This is a genomic window from Alkalicoccus urumqiensis, assembly GCF_002993335.1.
Lineage (GTDB): Bacteria > Bacillota > Bacilli > Bacillales > Salisediminibacteriaceae > Alkalicoccus > Alkalicoccus urumqiensis.
The window spans coordinates 1-20,450 of record NZ_PVNS01000020.1; the positions used below are offsets into that span (position 1 = coordinate 1).

Here is a 20,450-nt window from a genome sequence, read left to right on the forward strand (position 1 = left end):
GTAGCCACTGCAAACCACACGACTGACAAAAAAACCGCCCGTTTCTCCAAGGTTGGGGAGAAACGGGCGGTTTTCATATGAGATCCTACGATACGAAATGAAAAATCGCTAGATTTTCAGTGGCCCCTACGTCTATAGCCGGCTTTTTTACCCGTCAAACCCATTTTGCCGGGCAGCAGTTGAATCCCCGCAGCAATAGAATGAAGTCTCTCTACGGCTGCTTCCGATCCCACAACTGCTCCTCCCGTTCTCACAAAGACCGGACCGGTTCCCACTCGGTTCGAATTGTCCAACTCCCGCAGCAGATATTCCAGCTCCGCCGCCCGATTTTCCCACAACGTACTGCCAAATTCCTGTTTCTCCATCCACCGGAAGAGAAGCCCAGTACAGCTGGCCAGCTTTTTAAATACTGCCTTTCCACCTCGATGCCTGAAGATAGAAGCATTCTCAGACAGCCCCCTGTATATCCACAACCTGCCATAAATGCACACAAAAGCGGACACTCTATTAAGGAGCGTCCGCTTTCTCTATATCTCGTCGTTCTGATGGATTACAGGGACCACGGCTGTGTCAGCTTAAAGCATACGACACGCGGTTCTGTCATTTCCTGAATGGAGGACGGAACTCCTTCACGGCCGAGCCCGGAATCTTTCGTTCCGCCAAACGGCATTTCATCGATTCGGTAATCACTGCTGTCATTGACCATCACTCCGCCGACATGAAGGTGGTGCACGGCGTAGAATGCCTGGTCAATGTTCGAGGTGAAAATACCTGCATGCAGACCGTAGTCGACATCGTTGGAACGGCTTACCGCCTCCTGAAGTGTTTCAACACGGTCGAGGATGACGACCGGACCGAAAATTTCCTCTTTGTAAATCCGGCAGTCCACCGGCACATCCGTTAAAACCGTCGGATCGTAAAAGGCTCCATTGCGGCGCCCTCCGGCGAGAATCCGTGCTCCGGCATTTACAGCCTCCTGCACCCATTCTTCGACACGGACAGCCTCCTGTTCATTAATCAGCGGGCCGACATCCGTCCATTCCGACTGCTTGTCGCCGACCTGCAGTTCCTGCGTTCGTTCTGCAAACAGCGAAGCAAATTCCTGAAAGCTTTCTTCCTGAATATAGACGCGCTGCACTCCAATGCAGTTCTGGCCTGCTGCAGCGAACGCACCGGATACGGTCGATTTGACTGCATCGTGCAGATCCGCATCATTCATGACGATGACCGGGGAATTCGACCCGAGCTCCATGCTGAGTTTTTTGCGGCCGGCAGACTGGGCAATCCGGTCCCCGGCATTTGTTCCGCCGGTAAAGGAAACCATCTTTACTTCCGGATGCTTGACGAGAGCATCGCCGAGCTCGCTTCCGGATCCGGTCACCACTGCAAGGAATCCACGCGGGACACCGGCCTGATGCAGCGCTTCTGCCATCAGCAGCGCACTGAGCGGTGTCACCGATGCAGGCTTGACGATCACAGGGTTCCCTGCGGCGAGGGCCGGGCCGACTTTGTGTGCGACAAGGTTCAGCGGATCATTGAACGGAGTGATAGCGGCAATGACACCGATCGGAAAACGGAAATAGTAGCCGGTGCGGTTTTCGCTGCCTTCCTTCTGATCAAAATTGATCGTCTCCCCTTTAATACGGCGTGCTTCCTCTGCACTGATCCGGATCGTCTGTACGGCACGGGAGACTTCTCCTCTGGCTTCTGTAATCGTTTTGGATCCTTCCCGGGCGATCGTATACGCGTAGCGCTCGCGGTGGGATTCGATATAATCCGCTGCCCGGTTCAGGACATTGATCCGCTCGTGCACCGGCCAGGAGGAAATCGAATGAAACGCTTCTGCCGCCCGGTCGATGACATCTGTTACATACGCGGCCGATGCTTTCGGCACCCTCGCGATGACTTCATTGTTCTGGGGATCAAACACATCGAATGTCTCCGTCTGACTGACCCACTCACCGTGCACATACATTTTTGCCGACAACACTTTCGTCTGCATACCTGCCACCGCCTTTCCTTCAGTTCATGATTACGTCTGTCTCACCGCGGCTTTTCGTCTCTCGGAATGAATCAGGTCGATCAATAGGGAAAATCCGGTTTCTGTCAGTCCTGCGCCGGCACCGGTTAAAAAGATCGGGCCTGCAAGGTCACAGTCATATAAAATGGCGTTCGTCGCTCCCTGGACACCTGCCAGCGGGTTATCCTGCGCCAGCTTTTCCGGAGAAACGGCTGCTTTTACTCCGCTCTCCGTACGCGTAATTTTTGCGGTAAGCCGGAGCCGCTTTCCTTCAGAAATGGCTTCCTGAAGCTTCTCCTGCGTGATTTCGGTAATGCCGGTGCATGCTACATCCTCTGCTTTGAGCGGCACGCCCATAATGACATTGGCGAGAATGACCGCTTTATAGCGGGCATCGTACCCTTCCACGTCGCTCGTTGGATCCGCTTCTGCAAATCCCTGCTCCTTCGCTTTCGTGAGCGCACCATCATAAGAAAGACCTTTTTCCATTTCTGTCAGCATGTAATTCGTCGTTCCGTTCAGAATGCCGGAGATTTCCCGGATGGTGTTGCCCCGGAGGGTTTCCTGCGGCAGACGGAGAGCAGGTGTCCCGCTCATCACCGTTCCTTCAAAGCCCCAGAAAGCGCCGTTTTTATCAGCAAGCTCCTGAAGCTCCTGGTAGGCAATCGCCACCGGTCCTTTGTTTGTCGTAATGACGCTTTTTCCTTTTTCAAATGCTGCCCGGCAGTGATCAATCGCCGGCTGACCGGTTTTTACGTCTGTAAACGTAACTTCGACAATCATGTCAGCGTTCGTATCACGGATCGTTTCCAGGCTGTCGAGGCCTTTTACCGTTGTACTTCTGCCGTTGTATTCATCGAGCGGACGTTTTTCCGAGGCCAGACGGAGAAGTTCCTCCGGATCGAGACCTTCCGGATCATACACCGAGCCTTTCATCAGATCGGACACGGCAACTACCTGGGTGTCCAGACCTTCTTCTTTCTGAAGCTTTTCTTTTCTCTCCTGGAGGATGCGGAGAAGTCCTTGTCCGACTCCCCCAAATCCTACAAATGCAATCTTTACCGTCATGCAGACCGCCTCCTGTACATTAAGTCGATTGAAGAATCTCTTCCGGCAGTGACTGGAATGCCTGCTCCAGATCACCGATCAGATCTTCAATATCTTCAATTCCCGCAGAGTAGCGGATTAATCCTTCCGGAATACCCATTGCCGCACGCTCTTCCGGCGTACACTCTACGTGACTTGTCGTACGGGACGGGCCGACGATGGTTTCAACCGCTCCAAGGTTGGCAGCTCTGTTGGCAAACTGCAGCTTTGGCAGAAGATGGCGTACGGTATCGACGCCGCCTTTTACACTGAAGCTGAGCATGCCGCCGAATCCGCTCATCTGCTCTTTGGCAATGTCATGATGCGGGTGTGTGGGAAGGCCCGGGTAATAAACGCCTTCGACAACATCCACTGTCTGCAGGTATTCGGCAACTTTCTGTGCGTTTTCATTCTGACGCTCGACGCGGAGTTTCAGTGTTTTCATGCCGCGCAGAAGCAGGTAGGCTGCCATCGGGTCGATCGTCGCCCCGTTGATCTCCCGGTAGTGATACACTTTCTCCACCAGTTCTTTCGAGCCGACAAGGACGCCGCCGAGTGCGTCCGCGTGGCCGCCGAGAAACTTCGTCGCACTGTGGAGAACAAGATCCACTCCGAGCTCCAGTGGATTCTGGTTGATCGGTGTTGCAAACGTGTTATCGACGATAACGATCGCGCCGGCTTTTCTTCCGGCTTCCGCCATGCGCTTAATATCCGTAATTTTCACCGTCGGGTTCGTCGGTGTTTCCAGATAAAGCACTTTGCACCCTTTTTCAATCTCCGCTTCAATAGCTTCGTGATCGCCGGTGTCGCAGAGCTGAACGTCGATGTTCAGCTGCGGGAGGAATTCAGTAAAGATTTTATTCGTACCGCCGTACGTGTCCTTGATGGAGACAACCCGGTCTCCCGGGAACAGAAACGTACCGAGCGTGTTGCTGATCGCCGCCATGCCTGTGGAGAAGCTTGTTGCATGCTCCGCGCCTTCCAGAATGCGGACTTTGTTTTCAAATGCCTCGACGGTCGGGTTCGTATTACGCCCGTAAATATGGCCTTTCTTGTTGCCGACCGCTACTTCGTACCATTCGTCCATATCGTCATAGCCGTAGGAGACGCTGTGCACGACCGGTACCTGCGTCGCGCCGAAAGCGAGATAGTCCTGCTCTCCTGCCCATATTGATTTTGTGCCCATGCGGATATCTTTGTTTGTCATTGGAATGACCTCCTGTGTGTTAGTTTTCGGATTTATTTATGAAATTTCCCCGCTCTGCTGATTTAAAAGGAATGGATGCTGCACGACAAGTTCTCTCGGATAATTGGAAAACGTCTTACATCCATCTTTTGTAATGCGGAGCGTTTCACTCAGTTCGAGACCGTAATGGTCGAACCAGAGTGCGGGAATAAGATGAAACGTCATGTTTTCTTCGAGCACGGTCGTATCTCCGCGGCGGAGGCTTGCTGTATGCTCACCCCAGTCCGGCGGATAGCCGAGGCCGACGGAGTAGCCGAGACGTGCTTCCTTTTCAATGCCGTAGCGGCTGATGGATTTTCTCCATGCCTCTTCCATATCACTGCAGGTAGCTCCCGGCTTCGCAGCTTCCAGCACAGCCTGAATGCCTTCCTGTACGATCGGAGTCAGGCGTGCCAGCCGGTCATCCGGTGTGCCGATGCTGACGGTGCGTGCAAGTGGAACGTGATACCGTTGATAGCATCCGGCAAGCTCAATGATCGTCGAATCCCCTTCCTCAAACGGACGATCCGACCACGTCAGATGCGGAATGCCGGTGTTTTTCCCGGACGGAATCATCGGTACTATTGAGGTGTACTCGCCGCCGTAGTCTTCCGTTCCCGTAATCTGATGATAGACAATGTGGGCAGCAGCGTCGTTCTCCCGGTTGCCGATGCGCACGTTCTCCACTCCGTGGGTCATCGCATTATCTGCAATGGCCGCGGCTTTCGTCATATACTCGATTTCCTGATCGGACTTTACGATCCGGACCCAGTTGACGAGAAGATCGCCGCTTTGGAAAACAGCGTTTGGCAGTGCTTCCTGAAGTTTCATAAACGCTTTTGCTGTGAAATAGTAGTTATCCATTTCAACACCGACCCGGCGGTTGCCGTGCCCGATCTGCTGCAGAATTTCTCCGATAAAGGTCATTGGGTGGTAGACTTCGGAATGAACATAGTAATCCGGATAGGAGATGATATTTTCATCGTATATCCATGTTTTAATACGCGCACCGTTGGCATCCATATACCGGCCGATCCAGATCGGCTGCGGCTCATCAATAATAATGATAACCATCTGGTGCACATAAAACGACCACGCATCATAGCCGGTCAGGTAATTCATGTTGGCCGGATCGGTTACGAGAAGCACTTCCATGTTCTTCTCTGCCATCCGTTCTTTCGTTTTCTGCAGTCTCTCCTGATACTCCCGGATATCAAATGGAAGCATATCATCCACCCTCTCTTTATAAATTCGAGTGATTTTTTTGGTGTACTTGTATCATATCCGTTCCGCCGGATGGATATGATGTGCAAATTGTATGAAGATTTAAATTTTTATATTGGACACTTTGTGTGAGACCCTCTGCTCAATCTGTGTGAAAGCGTTTTATAATCCAGCATTTCAGGGTGGAGATCTGCACAGCTGTGTTTCTATTACAGCACCTCCTCCGGAATATCCGAGGCTGCTGAAAAAATCTCTATTAAGACAATTTGATATACGAAAAGAAACTTTAACCATTTCAATTAGTGAAATCAGACTGCACTACAGACGGAAGCTTGCCGCGGGCATGGCCTCAGCCTCCTCGAGCATCCTCTGGATGTTCTGCGGGGTCTTCACCTCATGCTCTTCCCGCAGGCGTCCCCGTCTTTCGTTTCGTCTGATTGAGCCTGGGATAAAAAGCATAAAAATGATCAAAAGAGTTCCATAAACAAGAACAAGCAGTGTGTACTTATAAAGCACCGACACGGGTATGAAGCAGCCATTTCCTCGGGGCTGTCTGGCATGGAATTACAAGGAGCGATTGCCATATTTACAGTAAATCTCAAAAGAATACTGAAGCTATCGCAAGAAAAATAGAAAAAACAGACAATAGTGACAAAAAAGACGACCACCTCCAAAATAATTGGAAATTGGTCGTCTTTTTTCTGTGAGTTTACTTTCGTTCAATTAAAATCGTGAGATTATCAGTGGCCTCGAATATCCGGAGGGGGTGCTTGACGTAAAATATAAGGTTATTCCGCTCCGGGCGATTTCATATCCCGGAGCTGCCAGAGCCGGATCGCGAGTTCGAGCAGAAATACGTCGTCGGCGTCAACGAGCGATATATTTGTGAGCGATTCGATATTGCGCAGCCGGTACATTAAGGACTGCCGGTGAAGATGAAGCGCTCTGGCCGTCTGACTGACGTTACCATTGTATTTGTTGTACGCCATAAATGTTTCAATCAGATCCGTCTGCCTCTTTTTATCGTAGGCTGCAAGCGGCTCCACCGTTTCTCTTACAATCTGTTCAATGTCAGCATTATCCGATATCGCCAGAAGCACGCGGTTAATCCGGGTATCGTTATAAAACGTCCGTCTGCCGCTGCCATGCTGGCGCATGCCGATATCAAGCGCCGTTTTCGCCTCCCGGTAGCTTTCATGAAAGCCGTTGTCCTGTTCGCGCTTGGAGGCAATGCCCCAGGAGAGCTCTACTTCGGTGAGCATTTCATACAGCCGGCGGTCGACGGCATCGAGAAACTGGTTGGCTGTTTCGGTGTACAGGTGATGGTCGGTTTCCAGGAAAATGATTACTTCATCTTCATCGAAAGTGGCCATCACTTTTTTACTTAGAAACCTGGCTGCATTATGAATTTCTTTTTGAATGTAGTAGTTCGTGTTCTGAAGCGATGATGTCGGCGGGTTGTCGGATACAAAGGAAGGAAAATCTTCCGTTTCCTCTTTCAGGCGGATCTCTCCGACGATACAGAGATAAGGCAGGTTCAGGTCGTATCCGAGAAGCTCGCCTTTTGAGCGCATCAGCTGCGTTTCTTCATTTTTCTGCTTGGCCAGCTGCAGGATGAAATTGTCTTTCAGACGAATTTCCGTCATCTCGACGGCGTTTTCCTTCACGAAGAACAGCGCGCAGGATGTCACTGCGTGCTCAAGTACGTTCATCATAAACCAGGTAAGCTCCTGGAGCGGCTCCAGGCGGAACCAGAGGAAACCCTGCTTCCGGTGGTTCGTATTGACGAGGATCCGGCACCATCTGGCCCCATCGACATCATAGACGTAAATGTGGGGATGCAGCCGGTGCTCGCTGTAGGCGCCGAGCATCTGATCAATTTCGTACGATTCGGGTCGGTTCCAGGCTTTCTGCTCGACCGCTTCCAGGGTGCTGTCCTCTACGTGGTAATACGCCCGCATCGTTCCGTCATACTCGGTGATCATCGTAGGCAGGCTGATGTAGCGGTGAACCGCTTCGGCGATGTCCTGAAGATCGCCGTCATGAAGGACGTTGTTCAGAAAATCCTGACGGATCTCTTCTGTCAGCTGCCGTTCGTCTTTTTTTCCGCTGTTAATTTCTTCGATCACGGTGGAAATAATATCGCCGAAGCGGATATCCCACGGTATATCAAGCAGAATAAATTGGTTTTCCTCTGCAAGCTGGATGATTCGGTCCGGCAGGTCAAATACGTGCCGGCCGGTTGCGATGCCGAGCATCGAAGCGCCGGATTCAATGACGTCACGGACGAACTGCTCCAGTAAATCCACATCCCCGCGGCAGCCAATACCGGTTGTCAGAACGAACTCCCGCTCGCGGACAAAATTTTCGACCGGCATTTCCATGACCGACACCCATTCAATCTCTTTTGTTGTCATCCATTTTTCTCCTGCTTTCACTGCCGCCGAAGCAAGCAGCGGTGTCTGTATTATCTGTGCTGCATATACGCCCATCCACTATCACCACCGTCAGAGTAATCTTTTTTTAGTTTCTCATGCCGCTTCCTTTCCCGCAATGATATTGCTGTAGAAAAGATGCTTTCTGCATCGCGGTGTAAAGGGAGAACAACAGAAAGAGAATAGCTTTACGTCTGCAGGGAGGATTGGAGAAGCGTCCTCGGGGCGGTGAGCTCTACAACGACAGCTGCCGCTCCTCTAAATGCCCCTTCCAGTCTACCAGCGGAGGGGCCGGCTCCCATTTCTGCCGATTAGTCCAGCTTCCATAACAACGATTCCAGCTTTACCAGCTGATTTTCCGGCAGCGGAGCCGCACAGTCTTCTTTCTCCATGCGTCAGCCGTCAAATCCGCTGACCTGCTGACACCCTTAGATGAGCACCAGCTATGTGCACAGCTCTGCATCCAGTTTTCATTTCTTTTTTCAAATTATAGAAAATTCCGGTGATATTTTCAGATTTTCAAAAAAGATCATAAATAATGCTTTTCGTTTGACAAGAATATGTTATAGTAATATTCGCACTATTTGGCACTTCAACGTTTTAAAGGGGGATAACAATAAGATGAGTACATCCAATCCAATGAGGGAGCAGTGGAACTCAAGGCTCGGCTTTATGCTTGCCGCGCTTGGTTCTGCTGTAGGCCTCGGAAATATCTGGCGCTTTTCCTATGTTGCCGGAGAAAACGGCGGGGCAGCGTTCCTGCTGATTTACCTAATCTGTATTGCACTGATCGGTGTGCCGATCGTCATGGCAGAGTTTACGATCGGAAAGCGTGCACAGTCCGACGTCGTCGGCGCATTTCAATCACTTGCCCCGGGAAAACCGTGGGTCATCGGCGGTTTTCTCGGCGTCGCATCGGCCTTCATCATTCTTGCTTTCTACGGCGTCGTCGCCGGCTGGTCGATTTACTACTTCCTGCAATACCTTGGAGGTGGACCGGATCTTGCCGGAGCCGGAGGTTCGGAAGCTTTCTTTGGCAGCTTCCACACCGGAGCAGTGTTCCCGCTTCTGTGGCAGTTCCTGTTCATGTTTATTACCGTCGGCATCGTTTTTGTCGGCGTCAAAAAGGGCATCGAGAAATCAAACAAGCTTCTGATGCCGCTGCTTGCCATTCTCGTTCTGATTCTTGCTGGTTACAGCATGACGCTCGACGGAGCAGGGGAAGCAATGGCCTTTCTCTTCTCCCCGGACTGGAGTGCACTGGCTGATCCCGGCGTCTATATCGCTGCACTGAGTCAGGCCTTTTTCTCCTTAAGTCTCGGTATGGGGGCGCTGATTACGTACGGCAGCTACCTGAAGCAGAAAGAAAAGCTTCCGGGAGCGGCAGCCGGTGTCGCGACGATGGATTCTCTGTTTGCGATCGTCGCCGGCCTCATGATTTTCCCGGCCGTCTTCACGTTCGGCATTGAACCGGGCTCCGGGCCTGGGCTTGTCTTCGTCGTTCTGCCGGAGATTTTTGACAGCCTGGCGGTCGGCCCGATTTTCGGTCTGCTGTTTTTCTTCCTTCTGTCTGCAGCAGCTGTTTCATCCGGCGTCTCGCTTCTCGAAGTGGCCGTTGCCTACTTCATGCGTCAGATGAACTGGAGCCGGAAAACGGCGTCAGTTATTATCGGGTCGATCATTTTCGTCCTCGGTATTCCCGCTTCCCTCGGCTTTGGTGCCTGGAGCACCGTCACAATTATCGGGGAAAATGGCATTCTGGACTCCATGGACTTCCTCGCATCCTACATCTTCCTGCCGCTCGGCGGTATGATTATCGCCCTGTTTATCGGCTGGGGATGGAAGAAAAGCGATGCGCTTCAAGCGTCCGACTTTGGCGAAACGACGCTTGGAACGATCTGGATCTGGATTCTGCGTATCGTGGCACCACTTGCTATTCTTGCCATCTTCCTTTACTCCACAGGAATCTGGACACCATAGTAAACGAGCACGAAAAAGGACGGAATCGGTTTTCGATTCCGTCCTTTTTTCTATCTATCGAGGGTGCTGCTTACGTAAAGGTAAAGCGCCCCGTCTCCGTTCCTTCCAGATACAGCACGGCTTCATCTCCTGACTGGATCCGCCCGACACCCTCCGGTGTACCGGTAAAAATGACATCCCCCGGTCCCAGTCCATACGTGCGCCCGATCGTATCCACCAGATACTGAATTGGAAAAATCATATCTGCAGTAAATCCGAGCTGTTTTTCTTCTCCATTAATTTCGAGGGAAAAAGACAAGGAGGTAAGCTCCTTCTCCGGTAAGGGCTGCTCCGGACCTGTAAGTGCACTTCCGAGAAATCCCTTTGCCGGAAGCCACGGCTTTCCTTTCTCTTTCAGTGTCTGCTGCAGCTCACGAAGCGTAAGGTCCAGTCCAGTCGAAATGCCGGAAATGAGGTCCTCCGCCCGGGACCCCTTTTCCCACATTCCGCCAATATGGAGAACGAGTTCAGCTTCATAATGCACCTCTCCCTGCCCGGATGGCAGCACCGCCTTCTCTTCTGTACGCAGACTGTGGGTCGGTTTCATGAACAACAGCGGTTCCTCCGGCACATCGTTTCCAAGCTCTTCTGCGTGCTTTTTGTAATTCCTGCCTACACAGTATATATTCCGTACATCCATATGTATCAGCTCCTTCCAATTTTGATGGAAAAAGAACCGCCGGTCAGCAGGCCGGCGGTTCCTTCTTTAATTATCGGATATTTCTTTGTCCACATACCCGTCTGTTTTTTTAATCTCTTCCAGCACCTCGGACTTATGTTCATCTGCGACGTCAAACTGCAGCAGATAATCCGGAGCCGGCTTTTTATCTTTAATGAGGGAATCCCGCAGCTCCTGAAACGAAGCGAACAGCCCCGGCTGTCCACCCTGTGAAGAACCGGCACTGCCGATGGATCCTGCCGGAATCATCATCATGGTACGGTTTTCCTCAAGATCCGGAATGTGCTCCACCCGGACGTTGGAAACGTTGTATTTCTGAATGCTCGTAGACAGATCTTCCGCGCCGTTTTCATTCGTGAAATATACCTGCATGTGCGTCGTCATAAACATCCTCCTTCAGAGATTCGAAGTCTAGAATGTCTATTCCCATGCTTGAGAAGGACGAAACCCGTTACGGATTCATCTGCTCGAGAAGCTCGAGTACTTCCTCCTGGTTGTCACCGGCAAGGTAATCCACTTCCACGGCCATTTCGCCGGATTCCGGCTGAACCACGATCATTCCGCGGTAAATCATTTCCTCTTCTTCATCAATGAAACCATGCTCAATTCCGACCTCGCCATTCGGATCACTCAGTAGTTCCATATTGAGGTCGTTCTCTGCAGCATACTCTTCATGAACATCGGGCGGCGTCGGGCTGATGCCATAGACGGTATAGCCGAGCTCCTCCAGTTCCTCTTCCATCTCATCCAGCTGAACCAGCTGGGAAAGGCAGACACTTCAGGTGACGCCGGTAAAGTAATAATATAGATCCGCCCGGTCATCTGTAAAGATCTCCGTTTCGCCGCCTTCCGACGACGGCAGGGACGCAGTATAGCTTCCCGGGTCATACGATTCTGTATCAAGACCGCTTCCGCCGCAGGCTCCTAATACGCCCAGCGCTGCGAGTGAAGCAGTGATTTTTTTCCACGTTTTCACGGTCATCCCTCCTTCCAGAAACAGCTTATCACGATTTTACATACATGCCCAGTCATCCGGTATTCTTTGGTGTTTTTTCACAATCGCCAGGCCGGCGGCGGAGAAAACGACTTTATTGAAAGTCATTTTTCAGACAGTGACTATTGTCTTAATTTTTCGAAAGAAGATGTCTATATAAAGAAAACAAGCTATACTTCTAAGAAAGGAATCAGGAAGAAAGGAGCATCATTTATGGATCGGTCCAGACTTTGGTACCTCTCGAAGATCGGTTTTCTTGAAAACGTTCCTGCCGATGCCGCAGATGAGTTTTCTGCACACATACGCCATCAAAATGTCAGCCGCGGGGAAATCATCCAGGACCCGCAGTCCGTCCGTCCGGAACTGACATTTGTAAAAACCGGTACCGTCCGGCTGTACACAATCGATGAAGAAGGCCGCCAGTTCAGCTACAGTCTTCTCGGTCCTGGATCTACGTACGGCTGCCTTTCCACCTTCTCGCTCGGCACAGAAAACATGTACATTGAAGCAGTGGAGCCCGCGCTGATCTGTACTATTCCGGAAGCGTCCTACCATCAGCTCGCACGAAAATATCCCGTGCTCACAGAACGCATTCTGGAGATATTAAGTGAAAGACTCCGGGAACGCGGAGAAATGATGGAGCAGCTGGCCCTCCGGAGCGTGAAAGACCGCCTGCTTCATCTTCTGAAAATGCTGTTTAACCATTACGGCACCTATAATGAGAACACCGTGTTTCAGCCGATTGCGCTTCCACTCACGCAGCAGGAACTCGCCTACATGATCGGCTCCAGCCGGGAAGCGGTCTCTCAGACACTGCACCGGCTGAGCGAAGAAGGCCTTGTCCGGTTTCCGAAACGGCGGACGATTGAGCTTCATCAGAGCCTCCTTCAGGAAGTACCGCTCCCATCCTATGTGCAGCACTTGTACACGTACTGATTACGCTAAAATACCATGCAGGCTTGCACCCGGTACCAGCAGACGCTCGATGGCTTTTTCCACTTCCGGATCTTTTTCGAGCATCGGTGCGTGGTGCGGCTTTCTCCGGGCATCAATCAGCAGAGTGGTGCAGCCCCAGTGCTTATCGCGGATCGTTTCGTTCAGGCCGTGCGTATCTTCCGCCGGACTGCTCCGTGTAAAGGTCGTCCATAGGAAATTCTCCATAGAAGCGGCAGTAAAAGCGGCATCGTCGCAGACAATCAGAAGCGGCAGCGAATCAAAGCCTCCTGCTTCCTCCAATGCCTTCTGCACCTCCTCCATTTGCACACCTTCCGCCGGTTCGATGGCACAGATACCCGGCAGTACCATATGCGCCTTCCGGACGACAGCCGCTTCCGCGAGTGCCTTCGGAACTTCCTCTGTCAACTCTCTCTTTCTATCGCCGTACGCTGCGATGACGACTTTACTTCCTTCGTTCAGCGTCCCTCCCGTATAATCCAGCGTATCAATTGTCGTGTTTGTCTGGAAGTGAAGATCCCTCGTAAAATCGACCCTCTCCAGCACATACTGCAGAAACGCCTGCTCATCCTGTGCGGATGGAACGTTTTCCCCACCGGTAATAAACATATATTTGGCAAGACTCAGCTGACCCGTGCCGAGAATACGGTTGGCAATCGTCAGCAGTTCTGCTGGACGCTTCGTTTTTTGATACGGTGTGTACCGCTCTTTTCCTACGGCAAACAGAAGCGGATGAACCCCGGAGGCATCGACGGCGTGCACTTCCTCTACGCCGGGAATCTCCTGTTTTACGGCGCCGCCGGTCAGTTCGTGAATCATCTCCCCAAACGTCGTATCCTCCTGGGGCGGTCTGCCGACAACGGTAAACGGCCAGACGGCGTCTTCCCTGGCATACACTTTCCGGACACGCATTAACGGAAATTCATGCGTCAGACTGTAATAGCCGAGGTGATCGCCGAATGGTCCTTCGGGCTTTGTTTCCCCCGGATAAATGTCCCCGGTAATGACGACATCGGCGTCGTTACTGATCACCGATCCTTCTTCATCCCGGCTCCAGCGGAAGCGGCGTCCGGCAAGAAGCCCTGCAAACGTCAACTCACTCATCCCCTCGGGAAGCGGCATAACAGCTGAAAGCGTGTGCGCCGGCGGTCCACCGATGAAAATGCTCACGCGGAGCGGCTCCCCTTTTTCGGCCGCTTTCGTATGATGGACGCCGATACCCCGGTGAATCTGATAATGCATCCCCACTTCTTCATCCTGCACAAACTCATTTCCGCTGATCTGTACACGATACATACCGAGGTTCCCTTTCATCACTCCCGGCCGGTCCGGATCCTCGGAAAATACCTGCGGCAGCGTAATAAACGCTCCGCCGTCCATCGGCCAGGACTGAATCTGCGGCAGATCGGACAGCTTGATTTCTTTCAATCCCACAGGAGACGTTTTCAGCCGCTTTAACGGAAGCGCGTTGGTGGCAGCCGCAGCCGCTCCAGTATATTTCCACGGTGCCTGCAGCGCTTTCGGCGGGTTCTCTCTCAGTTCCATCACCCGTTCGACGCGTTCCAGCGTATCGCGGAACAAAAACCGGCTCCGCTCCATCGTTCCAAACAAATTGGCTACAGCCGGCATCGAGCTTCCTTTAACATTTTCAAATAAAATCGCCGGAGCCTCCTGCTCGTAGGCTCTCAGCTGGATTGCCGCCATCTCCAGATACGGATCCACCTCTTCCGTGACCCGGACCAGGTGACCTGCCGCTTCCAGATCGGCTATCGCTTCGCGTAAACTTGTATACATACGATTCCTCCTCGCGTTCAGTTGATATGTCAGTTTTCGTCATCCGGCATCGTAAGCTCCATGAATCGGAACACGGAGAACGACTTCTTCTCCACATGCTTCCACTTCCTCCGGAGCAGCACATCGTCTGTCGGTCGATCCAGCTGACAGCCGCCGCAGCAGGCAGCCCAGAGCGGCGCAGCCTGTGCCGCAGCCTTTCCTTTCATTCCTTTCGGACGTACGTGCTCAAAAAGGACAATTTTACCTCCCGGGCGCGTCACGCGCCGAAGTTCCGAGATGCTGTCATGCAGATTCTGCACACTGCAGAGAACAAGAAACGACAGTACACCATCATACGTATGATCCGCAGCCGGCAGTTTCTCCGCTTTTCCTTCTATCACGTGAACTTCGGCCGCCGCTTTTTCTGCCTGTCCTATGGAGATACGGCGGAGAACCGGATCTGGTTCCACCGCCGACACCCGCATGGACGGAATGTAGGAGGTAAACATGGCCCCGCTCCCCGAGCCGATCTCCAGAATCTCCCCCTCCGGCAGCCGGCTGACACACGCTTCCCTCATTTTTTTCAGACCAGCCCCGTCCATCAGGCGGATAGCAGGGTGATACAAATAGGAGAACACACCGATCCCTCCTTATAAAAAACCTTCTCTATAGTTTACCCTTTTTTCCGCCGGATTCCTTCTTCGAACATCGATCGTTTCGAATTTGTCACACTTCTGGTGCAATCCATATCTCTTTCTGCTAGCATAGAACAAGCGGAGGTGAGCGGAATGATCGGAGCACTGATTTTTACGCTGACAATGTTTGTCGGCTGGATCATTTTTGACGGAATTAAACACCGGGAGATCCGGAAGGAAAACGTCGTTTCCGGACTGGCAGCCGCCATTGCTGCCGGCGTTTTCTGGTATATTTTGTTTGTCGTTTTCGATTAATTTCCGGAAACTCTTGCACGATCAGGAAAAGGTATGGTATATTATTTCTCGTGCAAGGGGCATTAGCTCAGCTGGGAGAGCGTTTGGCTGGCAGCCAAAAGGTCAGCGGTTCGAGCCCGCTATGCTCCACCAACTTATTTAGGATCAGGACAGCCGTTTCTTCGGCTGTCTTTTTTGTTTTTCTGCGGCGGAAATCGATTCATTCATGCTTTTTCAGCATGGAATCACTTCCGTGTTTCTTCATATTTAAAGAAAACACACCTTCGGCGAGATAATCGACGTTATTCGAGGATATGTATAGGTTTATCGATCTTTTTCGACAATTTTGCACATTGCGTTCCCTCCAAAGGTCTCATACGCTGTTAAGGTGAGACAACTATGAATACACAGGAGGTGCCAGCATGGCAAAAACTACGGAAACTAAAGGCATTACATCGTTTTCCGCCGCATTAAAAACACCCGTATTGATAATTTCTTTAATACTTGCTGTTGCCTTTGTCATCACCGGTATTGTGCTTCCCGGGTTCGGTGACTACATGGACGCCACATTTACGTGGATGGTATCAACTCTCGGCTGGACCTTTATTCTAGGAGCCAGCATCTTTTTAATTGTAACGATCTTTTTAATTATCAGCCCTCTTGGGGAAATTAAGCTCGGAGGCGATAATGAAAAACCGGAGTATCCACTCGGCTCCTGGTTTGCAATGCTCTTCAGCGCCGGTATGGGTATCGGTCTCCTCTTCTGGGGTGTATCCGAACCGCTCAATCATTACGACTGGCCGCCGTTCGGTGAAGCAGGTGCAGAGTCGACGGTTCACCTGGCTCTCCAGTACTCTTTCTTTCACTGGGGTTTTCATCCGTGGGCAATCTACGCTGTCGTCGCCTGCGCACTTGCCTATTTCTCCTACCGGCGCAACCTGCCGATGATGCTCAGCTCCACGCTGGAGCCGATTCTCGGCCGGGATAACCTGAACGGAGGCTGGGGCAACACGGTAAATATTATCGGTGTCCTTGCTACGCTGTTCGGTATTTCTACATCACTCGGTCTCGGTGTCCTTCAGATCGGCGGCGGTCTGAATACACTGTTCGGCTGGGAAAACAGCGAGTTTCTCTGGGTGATGATTGTGGTTGTTGTCACAGCCCTTGCAATCATCTCAACCACGACAGGTATTGATAAAGGGATTAAATGGCTGAGTCAGATTAACATCTCCGTCGCGGGACTGCTCATGATTATCGTGCTGATTCTCGGTCCGACACTGTTTATTTTTGACTCCTTGACTCATTCCATCGGTTCGTATCTGCAGAACCTGATCGGCATGTCCTTCAATCTGGACGCAGCTGGAGAGGGAACCGAAGGCTGGTATGAAGCCTGGACTATTTTCTACTGGGCCTGGTGGATCGCATGGGCACCGTTCGTCGGTTCCTTTATCGCACGGGTATCCAGAGGACGGACGATCCGGAGCTTCGCGATCGGCGTCATGCTCGTTCCGACGCTTGTCAGCATGGTCTGGTTCAGTGTCTTCGGGGGAGCTGCTCTTTATTCGCAGCACTTCGGCGGCGTGAATCTGCTGGATGCTGTATTGGAAGATGAAGCACAGGGCTTCTTCGCCCTTCTCGGTGAATTCCCGCTCTCGGGTCTTCTTATTGCCGTAGCAATGCTTTCAGTAACTGTCTTTTTCGTTACTTCCTCTGACTCCGGTACGTATGTTATCGGTATGCTGACATCGCAGGGAAATCCACTCCCACCGGTTCAGCTCCGTATTACGTGGGGAATCATTGAAGGCGCATTTGCGATCGTTCTTCTGCTTGCAGGCGGATTAAACGCACTGCAGACAGCTTCCTTACTGGGCGGTTTCCCGTTCATGATCATTATGTTCTTTATGATCTATGCGTTATTTAAAGCATTGTTCGGAGAGCTCCGTGATGGATCACTTCCACTGGAGCGGCAGCGTATTTATGCAGCACTCGAAGATCTCCGTCAGGAACGGAAGCTTGAAGAGGATGTGCTTTCTGAAGACCCGCTGGATGACGACGATGACCAGCAGTCGGATAAAGAAACAGGAAGATAAGGTTATTTTGCAGCAAACGGCTGCGGCGGTCCAGATAGGACTCGCCGCAGCCGTTTTTTTGTATTGTTTCTGTTTTCCGTAACATACCCTGGCGGAGAGGCGGGCGGCCACTGCTCTGCTGGAAATAAATCCTGAACGACTCCTGGCGGAAAGCATTATTCGATTCGTACTCCCTTTTAATAAAAAAACAGAGAACACCGTTTCCGGCGTTCTCTGCTGAAAAAAGAGGTTATTTTTTCGGCAGACGCTGCTCGAGCGCTGCTTTTTCTGTTTCAAATCCCGGCTTGCCGAGAAGCGCGAACATGTTTTTCTTGTATGCTTCCACTCCCGGCTGATCGAATGGATTCACGCCGAGCAGGTAGCCGCTGATGCCGACCGCTTTTTCAAAGAAATAGATCAGCTGGCCGAAGGTGTATTCGTTCATTTCCGGAATATGAATGATCAGATTCGGTACACCGCCGTCCAGGTGGGCCAGCAGCGTTCCGCGGTACGCCTGTTCATTGACAAATGCCATCGTTTCGCCGGAAAGATAGTTCAGTCCGTCCAGGTCTTTCTCTTCCCGCTGAAGCGTCAGCTCCTCCACCGGCTTTTCCACATGAAGAACGGTTTCGAAAAGTTCACGGCGTCCGTCCTGTACATACTGTCCGAGGGAATGAAGATCTGTAGAAAAGTCCGCTGCTGCAGGGAACAGTCCTTTGCCGTCCTTTCCTTCACTTTCGCCGAACAGCTGCTTCCACCACTCGCCCGTAAAGTGAAGCGCAGGCTCATAGTTCACCATCAGCTCCACCAGGTTCCCTTTCTGATAGAGGGCATTGCGGGCTGCAGCGTACTGATACGCTTCGTTTTTGGCGATAGAAGGATCTGAATACTTCTCCCGGGCATCCGCTGCCCCTTTCATCATGGCATCAATATCCAGTCCCGCCGCAGCAATCGGAAGCAGTCCGACAGCGGTAAAAATGGAAAAACGGCCGCCGACATCATCCGGAATCACGAAGGACTCATAGCCTTCTTCATCAGCAAGCTGCTTGAGCGCTCCTTTTTCCTTATCCGTCGTTGCGTAAATTCTGCGCCGTGCTTCCTCTACGCCATACTTCTTCTCTACGTACTCCCGGAGAATCCGGAACGCAATCGCCGGCTCTGTCGTCGTACCGGACTTCGAAATCACGTTCAAGGAAACATCTTTGCCTTCAATCGCTTCCAGCAGATGCACGGCGTACGTGGAGCTGATGTTATTGCCGACATAGAAAACCTGCGGTGTTTTCCGCTTATCCTGGTCAAGCTCATTGTAGAACGTATGCGTCAGCGCTTCGATCGCAGCCCGCGCGCCGAGGTATGAACCACCGATGCCGATCACGATAAGCACCTCAGAATCGGACTGAATCTTTTCCGCCGATTTCTTAATGCGGTCGAATTCGTCGCGGTCGTAGTTTACCGGAAGGTCGACCCAGCCTAAGAAATCGCTCCCGGCGCCTGTCCCCTGGTGCAGCGCATCATGTGCTGCCTGTACCGCTGCCTGCTGCTGCATCAATTCATGTTCACTCAAAAACGATGAAGCATTCGAATAGTCAAACGAGATAGATGTAGTCATACGATCATTCCTCCATGTAATGTAATGTCCTGCAGTATGCCGGTTGTACCGGCAGATACCGTGCGAGTAGTCCCAAGAACAGTTTAACACAGCCGTTTCGAATCAACTATCCAGCTTTTTACTGTAAGCACTTACACGTTTAAAATTATTTCCCCTTCAGCAAAACGACGTTTTCATCAGGGGCTGTGAAGAAAAGCCGGCTCCAGAAAGGAACCGGCTCGGACTGTTTTTTCAATCAGCGGGACGCGTCCAGAATCGACAGCACATCCTGCTTATTCAGTTTATTGAAGTTACCGAATGGACCATTGATCATCGCTTTATCAGCGATTTCTTCCAGCCGGCTGTCGTCAATATCATAATCTGCAAGCCGGGACGGTGCACCGAGGGACGTCCAGAAGGCTTCCAGCTTCTGAATACCTTCCTCTGCAAGCGCGTCCTCTGACTTTCCGGCAGGAGCGATGCCCCAGACTCTCTCTGCAAGCTGCACCAGCTTTTCACGGCCGAGTTTTTTATGGTGGCGCATCCACTGCGGGAAGAGAATGGCGAGACCGCCGGCATGAGGGATGTCATATACTGCCGACACCGCATGCTCAATGTTGTGGGATGCCCAGTCGCCGCGGGTCCCCATCTGCAGCGTTCCGTTGAGCGCAATCGTACCTGAATACAGTACCGTTTCACGGTGAGCGGTATTCTCGAGGTCTTTCAGAAGCTCCGGCGCTGCTTCAATCACTGTTTTCAGTACCGCCTCGCACATCCGCTCCTGAAGCGGTGTGTTGTTCTGTGGATGGAAATACTGCTCGAGCACGTGCGTCATCATATCGACAATGCCATACACCGTCTGGTTCTCCGGCACGCTGAGCGTGTTCAGCGGATCAAGAATCGAGAATGCAGGAAAGACGAGCGGACTTCCCCATCCGTACTTTTCATGCGTATCCCAGTTTGTAATAACGGAACCGGAATTCATTTCCGAACCGGTCGCTGCGAGCGTCAGAATCGTTCCGAACGGGAGCGCCTTCTCCGGCTTCTCTTTCTTTGTGACGAAATCCCAGACGTCTCCGTCGTACTCGGCTCCGGCAGCGATGGCTTTCGTGCAGTCGATAACACTCCCGCCTCCGACGGCGAGCAGCACATCTGCCTCATGCTCCTTCGCTTTCTCAATGCCTTTACGTACCGTGGAAAGGCGCGGATTCGGCTCCACACCGCTCAGTTCAGCCACATCAAAATCGTGGCTTTCCAGAATCGCGGTTACTTCATCGTATAAGCCATTCTTTTTAATACTCCCTCCGCCGTAGACGAGAAGTACTTTTTTTCCAAATGGCTGAAGCTGGTCCACCAGCTGTTCCTGGACCTGTCCCTGGCCGAAAATGAGTTTTGTCGGGTTTTGATAAACGAATGAATCCATGCAATCCTCTCCTTTTCTGTGTCCGGTCCTAT

The 20,450-nt window shown here is 51.8% G+C and carries 16 protein-coding genes, 1 tRNA gene and 1 pseudogene; 5 read left to right on the top strand and 13 right to left on the bottom strand.

Annotated elements, in window-relative coordinates; translation table 11 throughout:
• Positions 1 to 550: 550 nt before the first annotated feature.
• The 5 genes from C6I21_RS15450 to C6I21_RS15475 all read right to left on the bottom strand — a co-directional run bounded on the left by C6I21_RS15450 (position 551) and on the right by C6I21_RS15475 (position 8,047).
• Positions 551 to 2,002, bottom strand: coding sequence for an aldehyde dehydrogenase family protein (locus C6I21_RS15450; RefSeq protein ID WP_105960388.1), 1,452 nt, complete (start codon positions 2,000 to 2,002; stop codon positions 551 to 553).
• Positions 2,003 to 2,032: 30 nt separating this feature from the next.
• Positions 2,033 to 3,088 carry a homoserine dehydrogenase gene (locus tag C6I21_RS15455; protein ID WP_105960389.1) on the bottom strand — a complete coding sequence of 352 codons (1,056 nt, stop codon included), beginning with the start codon at positions 3,086 to 3,088 and terminating at the stop codon, positions 2,033 to 2,035.
• A gap of 19 nt (positions 3,089 to 3,107) precedes the next feature.
• Positions 3,108 to 4,313 carry a cystathionine gamma-synthase family protein gene (locus tag C6I21_RS15460; protein WP_105960390.1) on the bottom strand — a complete coding sequence of 402 codons (1,206 nt, stop codon included), beginning with the start codon at positions 4,311 to 4,313 and terminating at the stop codon, positions 3,108 to 3,110.
• Between the two features lie 36 nt (positions 4,314 to 4,349).
• Positions 4,350 to 5,558: a M24 family metallopeptidase gene (locus C6I21_RS15465; protein ID WP_105960391.1), complete on the bottom strand. Its 1,209-nt coding sequence runs from the start codon at positions 5,556 to 5,558 to the stop codon at positions 4,350 to 4,352.
• A 785-nt stretch (positions 5,559 to 6,343) separates the two neighbouring features.
• On the bottom strand, positions 6,344 to 8,047 hold the full coding sequence (locus C6I21_RS15475; protein ID WP_105960393.1) for a PucR family transcriptional regulator: 1,704 nt from the start codon (positions 8,045 to 8,047) through the stop codon (positions 6,344 to 6,346).
• A 564-nt stretch (positions 8,048 to 8,611) separates the two neighbouring features.
• Between C6I21_RS15475 and C6I21_RS15480 the strand changes: the two genes are divergently transcribed.
• The gene (locus C6I21_RS15480; protein WP_105960394.1) at positions 8,612 to 9,970 is read left to right on the top strand and encodes a sodium-dependent transporter; all 1,359 of its coding nucleotides are present in this window, start codon (positions 8,612 to 8,614) and stop codon (positions 9,968 to 9,970) included.
• A gap of 70 nt (positions 9,971 to 10,040) precedes the next feature.
• On the opposite strand, the gene C6I21_RS15485 is transcribed toward C6I21_RS15480, so the two are convergent.
• The 4 genes and pseudogenes from C6I21_RS15485 to C6I21_RS15500 all read right to left on the bottom strand — a co-directional run bounded on the left by C6I21_RS15485 (position 10,041) and on the right by C6I21_RS15500 (position 11,664).
• A complete protein-coding gene (locus C6I21_RS15485; RefSeq protein ID WP_245411667.1) occupies positions 10,041 to 10,649 on the bottom strand; it encodes a fumarylacetoacetate hydrolase family protein in 609 nt (202 codons plus the stop codon).
• 66 nt (positions 10,650 to 10,715) lie between these two features.
• On the bottom strand, positions 10,716 to 11,072 hold the full coding sequence (locus C6I21_RS15490; RefSeq protein WP_105960396.1) for a hypothetical protein: 357 nt from the start codon (positions 11,070 to 11,072) through the stop codon (positions 10,716 to 10,718).
• Positions 11,073 to 11,139: 67 nt separating this feature from the next.
• Positions 11,140 to 11,451: pseudogene (locus C6I21_RS15495) on the bottom strand (redoxin domain-containing protein); the annotation flags it as partial.
• A 15-nt stretch (positions 11,452 to 11,466) separates the two neighbouring features.
• Entirely contained in the window at positions 11,467 to 11,664 is a 198-nt protein-coding gene (locus tag C6I21_RS15500; RefSeq protein ID WP_105960398.1) for a hypothetical protein, read from the bottom strand.
• Between the two features lie 231 nt (positions 11,665 to 11,895).
• Here C6I21_RS15500 and C6I21_RS15505 point away from each other — a divergent pair, with 231 nt between their 5' ends.
• On the top strand, positions 11,896 to 12,618 hold the full coding sequence (locus tag C6I21_RS15505) for a Crp/Fnr family transcriptional regulator (RefSeq protein WP_105960399.1): 723 nt from the start codon (positions 11,896 to 11,898) through the stop codon (positions 12,616 to 12,618).
• Here the strand turns inward: C6I21_RS15505 and C6I21_RS15510 are convergent, their stop codons facing one another.
• Together C6I21_RS15510 and C6I21_RS15515 are read right to left on the bottom strand one after the other, a co-directional pair.
• Positions 12,619 to 14,430: a UbiD family decarboxylase gene (locus C6I21_RS15510; protein WP_105960400.1), complete on the bottom strand. Its 1,812-nt coding sequence runs from the start codon at positions 14,428 to 14,430 to the stop codon at positions 12,619 to 12,621. It abuts the gene before it with no gap.
• A 29-nt stretch (positions 14,431 to 14,459) separates the two neighbouring features.
• Positions 14,460 to 15,047 carry a class I SAM-dependent methyltransferase gene (locus C6I21_RS15515; RefSeq protein ID WP_105960401.1) on the bottom strand — a complete coding sequence of 196 codons (588 nt, stop codon included), beginning with the start codon at positions 15,045 to 15,047 and terminating at the stop codon, positions 14,460 to 14,462.
• A gap of 150 nt (positions 15,048 to 15,197) precedes the next feature.
• Between C6I21_RS15515 and C6I21_RS16625 the strand changes: the two genes are divergently transcribed.
• The 3 genes from C6I21_RS16625 (at position 15,198) to C6I21_RS15525 (ending at position 17,428) form a co-directional block, all read left to right on the top strand.
• Positions 15,198 to 15,359, top strand: a complete 162-nt coding sequence (locus tag C6I21_RS16625) for a hypothetical protein (RefSeq protein WP_181186282.1) — start codon at positions 15,198 to 15,200, stop codon at positions 15,357 to 15,359.
• Positions 15,360 to 15,415: 56 nt separating this feature from the next.
• Positions 15,416 to 15,491: transfer RNA gene (locus C6I21_RS15520), tRNA-Ala, on the top strand.
• 269 nt (positions 15,492 to 15,760) lie between these two features.
• A complete protein-coding gene (locus tag C6I21_RS15525) occupies positions 15,761 to 17,428 on the top strand; it encodes a BCCT family transporter (RefSeq protein ID WP_105960402.1) in 1,668 nt (555 codons plus the stop codon).
• 229 nt (positions 17,429 to 17,657) lie between these two features.
• On the opposite strand, the gene C6I21_RS15530 is transcribed toward C6I21_RS15525, so the two are convergent.
• Both C6I21_RS15530 and C6I21_RS15535 read right to left on the bottom strand, forming a co-directional pair.
• A complete protein-coding gene (locus C6I21_RS15530; protein WP_105960403.1) occupies positions 17,658 to 19,016 on the bottom strand; it encodes a glucose-6-phosphate isomerase in 1,359 nt (452 codons plus the stop codon).
• A 235-nt stretch (positions 19,017 to 19,251) separates the two neighbouring features.
• Entirely contained in the window at positions 19,252 to 20,418 is a 1,167-nt protein-coding gene (locus C6I21_RS15535; protein WP_105960404.1) for an iron-containing alcohol dehydrogenase, read from the bottom strand.
• Positions 20,419 to 20,450 lie beyond the last annotated feature (32 nt).

Bases quoted from the DNA above. Each gene is read 5' to 3' on its own strand.
- C6I21_RS15450 (WP_105960388.1), bottom strand. From the start codon at position 2,002: ATGCAGACGAAAGTGTTGTCGGCAAAAATGTATGTGCACGGTGAGTGG.
- C6I21_RS15455 (WP_105960389.1), bottom strand. From the start codon at position 3,088: ATGACGGTAAAGATTGCATTTGTAGGATTTGGGGGAGTCGGACAAGGA.
- C6I21_RS15460 (WP_105960390.1), bottom strand. From the start codon at position 4,313: ATGACAAACAAAGATATCCGCATGGGCACAAAATCAATATGGGCAGGA.
- C6I21_RS15465 (WP_105960391.1), bottom strand. From the start codon at position 5,558: ATGCTTCCATTTGATATCCGGGAGTATCAGGAGAGACTGCAGAAAACG.
- C6I21_RS15475 (WP_105960393.1), bottom strand. From the start codon at position 8,047: ATGGGCGTATATGCAGCACAGATAATACAGACACCGCTGCTTGCTTCG.
- C6I21_RS15480 (WP_105960394.1), top strand. From the start codon at position 8,612: ATGAGTACATCCAATCCAATGAGGGAGCAGTGGAACTCAAGGCTCGGC.
- C6I21_RS15485 (WP_245411667.1), bottom strand. From the start codon at position 10,649: ATGGATGTACGGAATATATACTGTGTAGGCAGGAATTACAAAAAGCAC.
- C6I21_RS15490 (WP_105960396.1), bottom strand. From the start codon at position 11,072: ATGACGACGCACATGCAGGTATATTTCACGAATGAAAACGGCGCGGAA.
- C6I21_RS15505 (WP_105960399.1), top strand. From the start codon at position 11,896: ATGGATCGGTCCAGACTTTGGTACCTCTCGAAGATCGGTTTTCTTGAA.
- C6I21_RS15510 (WP_105960400.1), bottom strand. From the start codon at position 14,430: ATGTATACAAGTTTACGCGAAGCGATAGCCGATCTGGAAGCGGCAGGT.
- C6I21_RS16625 (WP_181186282.1), top strand. From the start codon at position 15,198: ATGATCGGAGCACTGATTTTTACGCTGACAATGTTTGTCGGCTGGATC.
- C6I21_RS15525 (WP_105960402.1), top strand. From the start codon at position 15,761: ATGGCAAAAACTACGGAAACTAAAGGCATTACATCGTTTTCCGCCGCA.
- C6I21_RS15530 (WP_105960403.1), bottom strand. From the start codon at position 19,016: ATGACTACATCTATCTCGTTTGACTATTCGAATGCTTCATCGTTTTTG.
- C6I21_RS15535 (WP_105960404.1), bottom strand. From the start codon at position 20,418: ATGGATTCATTCGTTTATCAAAACCCGACAAAACTCATTTTCGGCCAG.